This window comes from Marinobacter sp., from assembly GCF_035268745.1.
Taxonomy (GTDB): domain Bacteria; phylum Pseudomonadota; class Gammaproteobacteria; order Pseudomonadales; family Oleiphilaceae; genus Marinobacter.
The window spans coordinates 1-13236 of record NZ_DATFKH010000119.1; the positions used below are offsets into that span (position 1 = coordinate 1).

Sequence of the window (13236 nt, forward strand, 5' to 3'; positions counted from 1 at the left end):
TGGTTGAAAAGCTTTCTGAAGAACTGGCTCAACTTGAGCAGGATCAGGCGTTGAAGGGGGAACTTGAATTTGAAAACAAGGTTCGTGACCTGATGAAAGAGTATAAAAAAGGGCCGAAGGATGTCTTGCAGATTCTGTCTGCGATTGATCCGACGATTGCTGGTGGCAAGGCAACTGCATCAGGCGGAAGCCGGGCCAAGCGTCCGATGAAGACTTACAAGAACCCCCACACCGGCGAAGTGGTACAGACCCGTGGTGGTAATCACAAGACGCTGAATGAATGGCGCAAGAAGCACGGCAAGGACGCGGTCCAGAGTTGGCAGCAGGACTGATCCGGTCATGGCGGATCTGGTTCCGGCTTCCTGATAGACTGCGCAGCAATCCCATTTGATTCTGCGCAGGAGTCCTGAACGGTGATCCGCTCTTTCTACTGGCACGATTACGAAACCTTCGGGGTCGATCCCGTCCACGACCGGCCCTGCCAGTTCGCTGGCGTCCGCACTGATGCGGACCTGAACATCATCGAAGACCCCCTCATTATTTATTGCCGCCCGGCCGATGATTACGTGCCGTCGCCGCAAGCCTGCCTGATTACCGGAATCACCCCCCAGAAAGCACTGCAGGAAGGCTATCCGGAAGCGGAGTTCATCGCGCAGATCAATGAAGCGTTCAGCCAGCCCGGTACCTGTGTGGTGGGCTACAACAGCCTGCGGTTTGATGACGAGGTAACCCGCCACACCCTTTATCGCAACCTTCGCGACCCCTATGCCCGTGAATGGCAGAACGGCAACTCCCGTTGGGACATTATTGATATGGTGCGGCTGACATACGCGTTGCGCCCGGAAGGGATCAACTGGCCTGTCAAGGATGACGGCCGCCCGAGTTTCCGCCTGGAGGAACTGACCGCCGCCAATGGCATCAGCCACCAGAGCGCCCACGATGCCATGTCGGATGTCGAGGCAACGATTGCCCTGGCGCGCCTGATCAGGGAAAAACAGCCAAAGCTGTTTGATTTCGTGCTGCAGAACAAGGACAAGCATTCCGCCCGGGCGATGCTGGATACCGCCTCCATGAAACCGGTATTTCATGTGTCGGCCAAATATCCGGCGACCCGGGGATGTTGCGCCATGGTTGCACCGGTGGCCGAGCACCCGACCAACCGGAACCTGGTGATTGTCTATGATCTCCGGGAAGACCCCACCGAACTGATTCAGGCCACGCCCGAACAGATTCGTGAGCGGGTGTTTACCTCCCAGGCAGATCTGGGAGAAAGCGTCAGCCGCTTTGCCCTGAAGGGCGTGCAACTGAACAAGTGCCCGGTGCTCGCGCCTTCGGCAATGTTGAAGTCGATACCCGAAGAGCGGCTGGCTTCGCTTGATCTGGATGGCGAACGCCTGCGCCGCAATCTTGCGCTGCTGCGTGAAGCCGCAGATCTGCCTGCGCGCATCGCCCAGGCCTTTGACCAGCCCCACGACAGTGACCTGACGGACCCGGACGAACAGCTCTATGCCGGTGGATTTATCAGCAAGTCCGATCGGGAGACCCTGAACCGGCTGCTGAAACAGCCGGTGGAAGCACTGGCGGAAGAACAGTTCCGGTTCGAGGATGACCGGCTGGCTGAGCTGGTGTTTCGCTATCGGGCGCGGAACTATCCGGAGACCCTGGTTGGCGAAGAGCAGGAGCAGTGGGAAGAGTTTCGCAGCCAGCGACTGATGAACCCCAAGAAGGGTTGGCGATCACTGGAAGCCTATGCCCATGAACTGCAGCGCCTGGCTGCCGACCCCGAGCTGACGCCGGAGCAACGCCATATCCTCGAAGAGCTCCACCTCTACGGCGAATCCCTCATCCCCTACGTTTGAATCGGGGTCAGAATTGGGGTCAGACCCCGCATTCTGGGGTCTGACCCCAATTCTGACGCCCAGTCACCGCCGGCGCTGAAAATACACGGACAATCCCTGTCCCATCACGCTCTGCACCTCACTCCCCAGTGCCTCGGCCCGAATCTGTTTCTGCACCGGGCCGGTGGCCAGGCTGTGGCCGTCGGTGTCGCGGGCTTTTACCAGTTTCCAGTCGACTTCGTTGCTGACCAGTGCCATCAGTTCGTTCAGCTGTTGTGGATCCTGTTCCGCAAACCAGCGATCGCGGCATCCGCCGAGGGCATAAAAGTCCGGGTCTGCAACCAGTTCCGTCCAGACCGGGTCCTGCCGATTGTTCAGCACCATTTTACGGAGCTGGCGCAGGGCAGGGCGGGTTGGTTGCAGGTTGTGCCGGGCAATCAGTTCACGGATATGGCGGTCGCCCCCGGTCTGTTCGCCGACGCCGGTGTGCATGTGGACAATGGCGCCGCTGGCGGTACCCGAGCACGCGATCTCCGCCAGTGAGACCTTCGTCATGTTGGCTGATGGCAGCCTGCCGATTTCGATCCAGTGTACCTTGTGATCGTCTGCCAGAAATCGCCGGGCAACAGACCAGGGCCAGAACACAATATTGTTGATGCCCATGTCTTCAGCCATGCGGGTAGCCTTGGCGATATTTGCCAGGGATTCATCCACCGCAATCACTTCCACGTCACTCAGATAATACGCCAGTTCCATCGCCCGCTGGCCGGAGCGGGCGCCGCAGACCATCATCCGCAGTGTGTCGGGGCAGGCATCTGTTGCCAGGCCAAGCTCGTTCGCCAGCGTTGCTTTCAGGCTGCTCGGGGTGTGGTAGGAAAGCGTTGACCAGGAAGGCCAGGCCTGGGGCAGGTCAGTTTTTTCGAATAGCAGTTCATCCGATTTCTCGTCAAAGCCCTGTTTGATGGCTTCTTCCGCGCCCCGGTCGTAGAAGCTTGCAGCCATGGCAGCCTGCATGGCCAAAGGCCAGTCCACCAAATTCCAGGCACCCAGCTGGACGGCAAAATTCTGGTGAAACAGTGCCCCGTACATGGCACTGAGTATCAGCGAGCCGATCAGGCTGTCCTGGCTATCGCCCAGGGCCAGCTGTGCGCTGATGCCGCTGTTGATCGCGTCGACCAGGCGCTCTTCATCTGCATCAGCGGTCAGGGCATAGCCGGTGCGATCATTGTAGACCGCCAGGGCCAGTGCCAGTGCCTGCAGTTCATCCCTCAGCTCTGCGGTTTGCGCGACTTCCGCCAGCACCGAGCGGCGCAGCAGGCTGACCAGTTCTTCCACGGCCGGGTCCGGCATCAGGGTTTTATTCAGCGCCAGGAGCAGCAGCGAATCCTGACTGGCGTGTTCCAGCGAAATTTGTGCGTCCGGGTCTGCCAGGCCGTACTGCTGGCGGATGATTGCGGCGACGAAGCGGCCCAGTTCCTGATGGGGCAGGCCATCGTGGCGAAGCAGGGCAATGGCATCCTGGGCCAGCTCCGGGTCTGCGCTGTTGACATCAAGGTTCGCTGCACACTGCAACATGCCGCTGTAGACCGACGGCCATTCAAGGCCGGTCTGCAGGAGCTTGCGGTAATGCAGGTAAGCAACATCGAAGGCACCCTGAATCCGCTTGGCATGGGCAATGCCGCAGAAAGCGGCGGCAGATTGCCGGTCCAGTTCCAGGGCCTGTGCAAAATGCTGCTCCGCCAGGGTGGGGCGCTCGGAGCGGATCGCCCAGTAACCCAGGTTGGTGTACTGCTGGGGCTGATTCGAATCCACACTGAGGCTGCGGGTGAACAGGCGCTGTGCCTGTTCCAGATCGCCGTCGTCCATCTCGACTCGACCCAGCAAACCCAGCGCCGCAGCATTGCCCGGGTCCTGATCCAGAATTTCGCCAAGATAGGTTCGGCATTCACGCCGCGCCTTCAGGCTCTGAACCACCGAGACCGGGCTGTTGGCCTCGCCATAGGCCAGATTGGCCTGTAGCAGAAGCCGCGCGAGCTGGACCCGCTGTTCATCTGTGGCGTGGATACTGTGCTGTGCTTGCATGGGACACCTCATTTAACCCGCCGCAGCAACCAGAGCGGCAATGGTCTGCAGTTTTTTGATGTTTTGTAGTGCGTTTGAGGTGTAACTGCGAAACCTGTGCCAGTTTTGGGGTCAGACCCCAGTGCATTTGGTGAGGTGAAATGTCTTGGGGTCTGACCCCAAAGCTAAACCAGGCGAACAGGCCCGGGATATTGTGCCACCAGTTCGTCTGAGGTGAGCAGCAGGAACCCTTCTGTTTCGGCCTGGGCAACGAGGATTCGGTCGAACGGGTCTTTGTGAATATCCGGGAGGTGGCTTAAAGCAAGGGTGTGTTGAGTTGATATCGGCAGCTCCAGATAACCGTTATCGACCAGACCGCGCCGCAGTATATGGGGATCAACAAAAAAATCGGGTCTGTGAAGACCATTCTTGATGACTACTTCCCAGATACTGGCAGCGCTGAAATACAGGCGGTTATCTTTATTACTGATCAGGTTTGTCGTTTCTGATGACAGCTTGGCTGGATCGGCTGCGGCCCATAAAAGTATGTGAGTGTCCAGAAGCAGGTTCATTTTAGCCCCCGAACATATCGGCTATTTCGTCCTGGCCCATGCGGTCGAAATCGCCCGGCACAGTGAATTCGCCAGCCATGAAACCAAGCCTTCTTTGTTGGCTTTCTTCGGGGGAATCATAGGCTGTTACTCTGGCAACTGGCTTTCCTGCTTTGGCGATGATGAATGCCTCGCCTTTGGCAGCGCGGGCAACCAGTTGTGAAAGGCGGGTTTTGGCTTCGTGCATGTTGACAGATTCCATTTTGCCTCCATTGACTTAGTTTTATAGACTTAGTTTATCATTGTCAGTTTATTTCGGCTAGAAAATTGGGGTCTGACCCCAAAACTGAGGGAGAGTTATGGCCAAGCCAAGCAGTAACGTCTATCAAGTCAAAGTGTCGCTGAATGGCGCCCAACCGCCTATCTGGCGGCGACTTTTGATCGAACCGGATACCAGTTTGCAGGATCTGCACCGGATTATTCAGGTTGCCATGGGTTGGCAGGCCTCGCATCTGCATCTTTTTCAGGCAAAAGACGGCACTCTGATCGGCGACCCGGCTGAGGACTTTGACGGCATGATGAATTTCCGGGACGAAGCCGTCGTGCCCATTTCTGCCGTGCTGCCGAGGGAAGGGCAGGCGTTGCGTTACGAGTACGATTTTGGTGACAGCTGGGAGCACGAGATTGTCCTCGAGAAGATCATTCCCGCAGAGGCGAGCAACGAAGCATTGCCACGCTGTATAAAGGCCGTGCGCCAATGCCCGCCGGAAGATGTCGGTGGTCTGCCCGGGTTTTACGATTTTCTGGAAGCCATGGAGGATATGGCGCACCCGGAACACATCGCCGTCCGTGAATGGATAGGCGGTGAGTGGTTTGAGCCGGAATTCGTCGACCTTGAACAGATCAATGCGGATCTTGCCGAGCGTGCGGCCTGGTTTCCAGAGGATCCAGATGGTGGTGCGCCGGCCGTCAGCGATTTTTGCGGGCTCAGCCCTGTCCAGGTTCACGAACTCCTGCAGAGCCCGCTCAACTGCCCCTCGGTGTTCAACCCTCTTTTCAACGCGGAAGCGGTGAATCAGGCGCTCGACACCGCACCGATCATTCGCATGGCAAAAGTGCTGGTGGAAGCGTTGAAAGGCAAAGGCATTCGCCTGACCGGTAAGGGCAACCTGCCTCTTAAGCACGTAAAGGCAATGATCGACGTCGGCGGAGAATTCGTGGTAGCGCCGATGGCGAGATATTCCCCGGTTCGCTCTGAAGAACATGTGCTGGCGGTGATTCTCACGCGCGTGTTGCTGGAAATTGCCGGCTACACCAGGAAGCAGAAAGGTGTGCTTTCACTCAAGAAGACCGCTGAAACCAAATTGGAGAAAAAAGGCTGGCTGACTGCCTATCGGGATCTTCTTGACACAGTGCTGGCCAGGCTCAACTGGGCCTCCATGGACCATTACGATGGCCTGGAAGATATCCAGTACACCGGACCGTTCTGTTTCTGGCTGCTGTCTGAGAAAGGCGACCAGTGGCGGACGGTGGACGAATACGTGAATGATATGCTCAAAGCCTTCCCCCGGCTTCCGCTTGCCGCCTACCCGGTCAGTTACATGACTGAAGAAGACCAGGCAAAGTCGGCACTGCGTTCGCGGATGGTGACGCTTTACCATCTACTTGGCCTGATCGAGCTGGATCCGGAGAATGCCGGGTTTCGCGAGGAGGGTGATCAGAAAATGAGGCGAACGGCGTTGTTTGAGGGAATGTTTGTGCGCCGGTGAGTTGGGGTCAGACCCCAGTGCATTTGCTTGCGCGAAATGTCCTGGGGTCAGACCCCAAAGTAAAACGGCCGGGTTGATCGCCCGGCCGTTCTGGTTCGCTTGCTGAGGTTAGCCCTGCAATAACTGCAGCACCTGCTGGGGCCGGGCGTTGGCCTGGGCAAGTACGGACAGGCCGGCCTGCTGCAGGACCTGGGTGCGGGCCAGTTCTGCGGATTCTGATGCGAAATCTGCATCCTGGATCCGCGAGCGCGCTGCCGACAGGTTTTCCGAGGTCGTGCTCAGATTCGCGATGGTTGATTCAAGGCGGTTCTGGGCGGCACCGAGATCGGCCCGAATACTGCTGATGCGTTCCAGGGCGGCATCGACCACTGCCAGAGCATCGGTGGCGCCATCAATGGTACTGATATCAACACCCGCAACGTTTTCCGGGGTGGAGCCGTCAGCCGTGTTCGCAGCCACGTTCAGAATGCTGCCTTCGTTGGGCCCGGTCGGAGCGGTCTGGGCCGCGGTTGATTGCAAGGCAAAGCTCACGGAGGAGTCAAAAGTCAGCTCACCAGCGACTCTGACGCTATTATCCGTCGGTGCGCCCGTGGGGCCGCTGGTAAGTGTTGCGGGGCTTGGGCCTGGGTCTGCGCTGCCCTGGACGGTGATGGTTTGAGTATCCCCGGCTGTAAAGTCTTCAATGACGATGTCTTTCCCGGAAGGGTGGACCAGTTTAATGGTGCCGTCGGTGTTGATTTCAGCGCCAATTCCAGTTCTCCCTGATGCTGCGTTGATTTCTTTGGCCAGGGGTGACAGGTCAGACGTATCGCTGATCTGCGCCGCGACTGTGGCGCTCGTTTCACCGTTGGACACGGTCAGGGTAATGGTCTGCGGAGCAGCTCCGGTCAGGCCGCTGAGCGTTACTTCGGTCTGGGCTGTTGCCTCAACACCTGTAGTCGCTGCTGCGTTGTTGATTGACGCGGCTATTTCCTCTGCGGTATCACCGGCCCCGATCGGGACGGTCTGGGTATCGAGCGAGCTTGCGATAGTCAGCGTTTGCTGGCCAATGGTATTCTGAGCAGGGGCAGTAGCAGCGGCTACAGTGGTCGAGCCCGTGCCCGAATTATCGGTCGCGTTTCCGGCTGCCAGGGTGTTATTGGCCAGATCATTGATACGAGCGCTATCCACGGAGACGGCGATGGTCTGGTTCTCATTCGCTCCGGCCTGGAACTTTTGCGCCTGGAAGGAGCCATCCAGAAGTTTCAGGCCGTTGAACTCGGAAGTTGTGGCAATCCGCTCCAGTTCTTCCTTTAACTGGTTGACTTCGGCCTGGAGGGCCTGCCGGTCGGAAGCCGAGTTGGTGGCGTTGGCAGACTGCACGGCCAGTTCACGGATGCGCTGGAGAATGTTGCTGGATTCACCCAGGGCGCCCTCGGCGGTCTGTGCCAGGGAAATGCCGTCGTTGGAGTTACGGATGGCCTGGTTAAGGCCTTTGATCTGGGACGTGAAGCGTTCGGAAATCGCCAGGCCCGCGGCATCGTCTTTGGCAGAATTGATCCTCAGACCGGAAGACAGACGTTCCAACGCAATGTTGGCATCGCCCTGTGACGTATTCAGATTACGCTGAGCATTCAGCGACGCAATGTTGGTATTGATGATCTGAGGCATATCAATTCTCCCTGCTCAGAGGTGCCGGCAGCCTGGTGACCTTTTATGAAAGGGGACCTTGCCGGCGCTGACTCGTTAAATTGCCGTTTTGCAGGGTGTCAAGCGAAGGCCGTGCCAGTTTTCAGGATTTGAATTGAGAAGCCTGTTTCTAAAAGACTTTTCACTTCCGGCATCGCTGCAGGGAGGCTGAGCGCGCCAAACTGCTGCCGTAAGAAAGGAACTGAATTGCCGGTTTTACATTTGTTGACAAAAACCAGGGATTTTTTTTCTAAAGCAACCCGACAGGGCGCCGTTAAGGAGAGTAACAGGGAGGCGCTATCAAACTGAAAACGGGCGCCAGACCTTTTCCATGAAAAAACGACTTCCGTCGAAGGAGAAGTATTATGGCTCTCGGTATCAACACTAACGTTGCGTCACTGTCTGCTCAGAATCAGTTGAGCAAGTCTCAAAGCATAAATGATCAGGCGCTTGAACGCCTTTCTTCCGGTCTGCGCATCAATTCAGCAAAAGACGACGCGGCCGGTCTGGCGATTTCTACCCGCTTCCAGTCGCAGATATCCGGGATCAACATTGCTGAACGCAATGCCAACGACGGTATCTCTCTGGCGCAAACCGCCGAAGGTGCACTCGAGGAAACCACCAACATTCTCCAGCGTATTCGCGACCTGAGCGTTCAGTCCGCGAACTCAACCAACTCTGCGTCTGACCGGTCTGCCTTGCAGGGCGAGGTCAACCAGCTGAAACAGGAAGTTGACCGGATTGCCTCGAGCACTGCGTTCAACGGAATTAACCTGCTTGACGGCAGCTTCACCGCCCAGAATTTTCAGGTGGGTGCGAACGCAGGCCAGACCATTTCCGTGTCTGTAGCCGGCGCGCGTGGTGCGGATCTTGGTAACAACACCGTAAACGATGTAAACGCAACGGTTAACCAAGGCACAGGCTCAACCACGACAGCAACCAGCGGGCTGGCAACGAATGCCTCCAATACGATTGCTGGTCAAACTCTGACAATCTCCGGCCCTGAAGGCCCGGCGGCAGTAACGGTTGCTGGTGGTGATAGTGCGGAAACAGTTGCGCAGAAAATCAACGACGAATCCGGTGTGACCGGCGTTACAGCAGAAGCAACAACGACAGCAACATTGTCCGGTCTTGCTGCGGACGGCACGGTTTCTTTTACACTCGGAAGTGGTGGCGACACAGCGACGATTTCAGCGGCGGTCACAACAGGGGATTTGAGTGCACTGGCAAGTGTTATCAACGAGACAGCTGGTACCACCGGGGTCACTGCAGAGGCAACCGGTGGGTCGCTCGCTCTGACTCAAGCGGATGGCAAAGATATCCGGCTTGCAGACTTCGTCAATTCAGGGGCCGGTACAGTAGACCTGGCAGGGACTGATGGGGCAACCGCGACTGAGCTTACATCCGGAGGCACTAATAGCTCGATTGTGGCCGGTGAACTGACTTTGAACTCTTCTGGTGCCTTTACGGCAACGTCAGATCAAACGGCTGCCGCTGGTAGTGTTTTTAACAACACCGCTGCGGGCGATGTTGTTCAATCCAGTCTTGACTCGGTTTCCTCAATCGACATCGGTGACGTTGCCGGAGCAAGCAGTGCGATCGCAATCGCAGATGCAGCGCTGGAGCAGATCAGCGGTATCCGCGCCGATCTGGGTGCCGTTCAGAACCGTTTTGACTCCACTATCTCTAACCTGGCAACGACCTCTGAGAACCTGTCAGCGGCCAACAGCCGTATCCTGGACGCTGACTTCGCGGCGGAAACCGCCAACCTGGCCAAGTCGCAGGTGTTGCAGCAGGCAGGCATCTCGGTATTGGCCCAGGCCAACGCACGGCCTCAGCAGGTTCTGTCCCTCCTGCAGTAATCGGGGCAACGCGGTAACAACCGGGGCTTTCGGGCCCCGGTTCAGCGCCGCATAAGGATAGTGAGGTAAAGCTATGAATGACGTTAACCTGAACAGCCCGGGTCTGAAGTTGGTTCGCTCCAGCGAACAGGCTCCGGCTCGGGCGATTTCGTCATCTCAGGCCGACGGCAGTAATGCCTCAGCCCAGGTTGCACCCTCATCCGCTGGTCGTGCGGACCGCGTTCAGTCTCCTACCGAGGCTCAGGAGCCTTCGAAAGCCGAACGGCTTGAGAATCGCAACGAAGCCCAGCGGGAGCAACTGGATGATGCGGTATCGCAGCTGAACGATTTCGTTCAGAACGTCCAGCGGGATCTGCAGTTCGAAGTGGATAATGATCTGGGGCAGACGGTCGTAAAAGTGGTTGACCAATCTACCAAAGAGGTTATCCGGCAGATTCCGAATGAGCTTGCATTGAGGTTGGCAGAAAACTTGCAGCAGGATGAACCGCTGACGTTGTTTAACATCAAGGTGTAAGGGCTTGCCGCTCTTGCGCTGGTGAGAATGACGGACTTTCAGCACCGCCGCACCCGAAAGGGGCCGGCGGTGTTCTGCTTTATGGCAGCAAAACAGGTTACACGCTGTAACAAATCGGCAGGCGGATTTACTGAAAAAGGGCAAAGATTTGCCGCTTTCTGCCGATAAACGGAACAATAGAGAATGAAGCCCCCCTGAGGAGGCAGAGTCATGGCAGGTATTTCATCATTAGGCATCGGGTCGGGGGTTCTTACCTCGGATCTGGTGGATCAGCTGGTCGCCGCCGAGCGCAGTCCGACGGACACCCGCCTGAACCGAAAGACTGAGCAGACTGATGCGCTCCTGTCTGCCTATGGCAAGCTCCGTAGTGCGGTCACCGAGCTGCGCCTGCCCATGCGTCAACTGAGCGCGCCGGATAACCTCAAGGCGTTTTCGGCGTCTTCGTCCAACGAGGATATCGGGGTCGCGGTCGATAGCACCAAGGCTAATCGTGGCACCTATAACGTTGATGTGACCAGCCTTGCCAGTGCCCAGGCGCTCGCTTCAAATGCTGTATTCGATGATCGCGACTCGACCAGCGTGGGCCAGGGCACTCTGACTCTCAATGTCGGCGACAACACAGCCAATATAACCATCGACAACAGCAACGACAGCCTGCAGGGTCTGGCGAATGCCATCAATGATTCCGATGCGGGTGTGTCCGCCGGCGTTATCGATACCGGTAACGGTTTTCAACTGGTGCTGTCTGCCGACGAAACCGGCACGGCCAATGCGGTGAGTATTTCGGTATCCGGTGATAACAGCGGTACCGATACGGATAACCTGGGCCTTTCCCGCTTCGCTTTCAACGCGGGCATGGATGTTGGCGCAGGGTTGCAGCAGACAATTGCCGCGACCGACGCAGTGATGCAAATCAATGGGGTGGAGATAACCCGCTCTACCAACAGTTTCGAGAACGTGATCGACGGCCTGACCTTCGATATCTCCGGCACCGGCATATCCACCGTCAGGGTAGAGCAGGATCTGGGGGCTGTTTCTGGCCGGGTTCAGGGCTTCGTGGACAAGTTCAATTCATTGCAGTCAACCATAGACAGCCTTGCCGGCTTTAACGCAGAGGCCGGCAGAGGCAGTTTGCTGACCGGTGACAGCACGGTCCGGGATATCCAGAACCAGTTGCGTCAGATACTGACCCGTGTGGTTCCGGGTCTTGAGAACTCCAGCGTTCGCAGCCTCGCGGACGTCGGGATCACAACCAATTTTGAAACCGGCGGGCTGGAGTTTGACCGGGCAGAGTTCGAAGAGCAGCTCAAGAACAACCCGGATGATGTGACCGCGCTGTTTGCGGAGCAGGGCCGTGCTACAGACAGCCAGGTAGAGTTTATTCGCAGTAGCAGCGAGACCCAGCCGGGTAGCTATGACATTAACGTGACACAGGTGGCTTCCCAGGGGAATCTTCTCGCCGGTAGTGCCCTGGCCGCCGGTATCGCAATTGATGGCAGTAATGACGAACTGACGCTTCAGGTTAACGGTGAAACATCGGTAAGCCTGCAACTGACGCAACAGACCTACACATCCGCCCAGGACCTGGTGGATGAGATCCAGTCTCAGCTCAATAGTAATAATGCGCTCGGTGCGGCGGGGACGTCCGTGAGGGCAGAGCTTGATGCAAGCGGTAATCTGAGTTTCACTTCGTCCAAGTACGGTAGTGAATCCGCCGTTACCCTGGCCTCTGCGGAAAATGCCGCCATCTTTGGTCTGGACTCGGTCACCAGCACGGCCGGCGTTGACGTCGCCGGCACGATTGATGGCCGGGCAGCGGAAGGAGACGGGCAGGTTCTGTTCCTGGGTGCCGATAATGGCGGACCTTCCGGATTACAGGCCCGGATTCTTGGTGACGCCACAGGCAGTCGGGGGTCCATCACCTTTATTGAGGGTGTTGCCGAGCGCACGGTCAATCTGGTCACCAGTTTTGTAGGCGCCGATGGGGCGCTCGACGCCAGGACCGAAAGCCTGAATCGCGATCTGGAACAGATCCAGGAAAATCGCATCCGGCTCGAGGAAAGAATTGTGTCTTACCGGGAGCGACTGGTCAGCCAGTTTTCAGCTGCGGACTCGCTGATTTCGCAACTGAACAGCACTCAGGATTTTGTAAGTCAGCAACTGGCGGCCCTTGCCCCCCGGAATAATCGAGAAAATTAAACAGGCTATACTGATTGATAGCTTACCCGAACACAGCGGAACCGGCTCACTGGCTGGTGAATCAAGAGGTTACTTATGAACGGTTTACAGGCATACCAGCGGGTGAACGCCCAGACCAGCATCACTGATGCAGATCCGCACAGGCTGATTCACCTGCTTTACAGCGGAGCGCTTGAGCGGATTAACATGGCCAAGGCCCGGATGCAGTCGAAAGATTTCGAGGGCAAGGGCAAGCTTATTAACAAGGCCATTGAGATCATTGGCGGCCTGCGCGGTTTCCTTGATTTCGAGAAAGGCGGTGACCTTGCGGTTCGGCTTGAGGCGCTTTACGACTACATGGAGCACGCGCTGTTTGAAGCCAACCTGAATAACAACCCCAAGAAGCTGGATGAAGTTGCAGATCTGCTGCGTTCGATCAAGGATGGGTGGGATGGTATTCGGGAAGAGGTGATTTCGCAGCAGCAGGCCGTTTGATCGTCTCCTGGTGCTGAATCTGGATCAGCATGACAGTTTCATTATCTCTGGTTGTGGTCCTGATCTTTGCAGCCTCGGCAGGATCGGCCCTTGCGGACGACGCTGCAGCGCCCGGATGTTGCCGGGAAGTTCCGCGCAGCCATTGCGCAAATGTCGGCGACTGGCGAACTGAAAGCAATTTTCTTCGGCAAAGCTGGTCGCCCTGAATACGACAGCGGTGACCAGCGAATCGTCGAAAGCCCCACTGAATAGCCATTCCCCGAGCTCTCCCGTACAATACCGACCTTCTTTTTGTAACAT

At 57.1% G+C, this 13236-nt stretch carries 12 protein-coding genes; 8 read left to right on the plus strand and 4 right to left on the minus strand.

What is annotated here, in order from left to right; translation table 11 throughout:
• Positions 1–332 (plus strand): histone-like nucleoid-structuring protein, MvaT/MvaU family (locus tag VJ956_RS08980; protein WP_324083969.1); only part of this gene is annotated, 332 nt, incomplete at its 5' end.
• A gap of 81 nt (positions 333–413) precedes the next feature.
• A complete protein-coding gene (gene sbcB / locus VJ956_RS08985) occupies positions 414–1859 on the plus strand; it encodes an exodeoxyribonuclease I (RefSeq protein ID WP_324083970.1) in 1446 nt (481 codons plus the stop codon).
• Positions 1860–1922: 63 nt separating this feature from the next.
• On the opposite strand, the gene VJ956_RS08990 is transcribed toward sbcB, so the two are convergent.
• From VJ956_RS08990 to VJ956_RS09000, 3 genes are all read right to left on the minus strand, one after another.
• Positions 1923–3920, minus strand: coding sequence for a tetratricopeptide repeat protein (locus VJ956_RS08990; RefSeq protein WP_324083973.1), 1998 nt, complete (start codon positions 3918–3920; stop codon positions 1923–1925).
• Positions 3921–4084: 164 nt separating this feature from the next.
• A complete protein-coding gene (locus VJ956_RS08995) occupies positions 4085–4471 on the minus strand; it encodes a type II toxin-antitoxin system VapC family toxin (RefSeq protein ID WP_324083975.1) in 387 nt (128 codons plus the stop codon).
• A gap of 1 nt (position 4472) precedes the next feature.
• Positions 4473–4712 carry a type II toxin-antitoxin system prevent-host-death family antitoxin gene (locus VJ956_RS09000; protein WP_324083977.1) on the minus strand — a complete coding sequence of 80 codons (240 nt, stop codon included), beginning with the start codon at positions 4710–4712 and terminating at the stop codon, positions 4473–4475.
• Between the two features lie 97 nt (positions 4713–4809).
• On the opposite strand from VJ956_RS09000, the gene VJ956_RS09005 reads away from it, so the two are divergent.
• Complete coding sequence (locus tag VJ956_RS09005) at positions 4810–6219, plus strand: plasmid pRiA4b ORF-3 family protein (RefSeq protein ID WP_324083978.1); 1410 nt, start codon at positions 4810–4812, stop codon at positions 6217–6219.
• A 108-nt stretch (positions 6220–6327) separates the two neighbouring features.
• Here the strand turns inward: VJ956_RS09005 and VJ956_RS09010 are convergent, their stop codons facing one another.
• Positions 6328–7869: a flagellin gene (locus tag VJ956_RS09010; protein ID WP_324083980.1), complete on the minus strand. Its 1542-nt coding sequence runs from the start codon at positions 7867–7869 to the stop codon at positions 6328–6330.
• Positions 7870–8252: 383 nt separating this feature from the next.
• Between VJ956_RS09010 and VJ956_RS16350 the strand changes: the two genes are divergently transcribed.
• The 5 genes from VJ956_RS16350 (at position 8253) to VJ956_RS09040 (ending at position 13188) form a co-directional block, all read left to right on the plus strand.
• Entirely contained in the window at positions 8253–9749 is a 1497-nt protein-coding gene (locus tag VJ956_RS16350) for a flagellin (RefSeq protein WP_414674414.1), read from the plus strand.
• Between the two features lie 73 nt (positions 9750–9822).
• Entirely contained in the window at positions 9823–10263 is a 441-nt protein-coding gene (locus VJ956_RS09025; RefSeq protein ID WP_324083982.1) for a flagellar protein FlaG, read from the plus strand.
• A 210-nt stretch (positions 10264–10473) separates the two neighbouring features.
• Positions 10474–12462: a flagellar filament capping protein FliD gene (gene fliD / locus VJ956_RS09030; RefSeq protein ID WP_324083984.1), complete on the plus strand. Its 1989-nt coding sequence runs from the start codon at positions 10474–10476 to the stop codon at positions 12460–12462.
• A 75-nt stretch (positions 12463–12537) separates the two neighbouring features.
• Entirely contained in the window at positions 12538–12936 is a 399-nt protein-coding gene (fliS, locus tag VJ956_RS09035; protein WP_324083986.1) for a flagellar export chaperone FliS, read from the plus strand.
• Between the two features lie 90 nt (positions 12937–13026).
• Positions 13027–13188 (plus strand): hypothetical protein, encoded by a 162-nt coding sequence (locus VJ956_RS09040; protein WP_324083988.1) that lies wholly within the window; start codon positions 13027–13029, stop codon positions 13186–13188.
• The last annotated feature ends 48 nt before the right edge of the window (positions 13189–13236 follow it).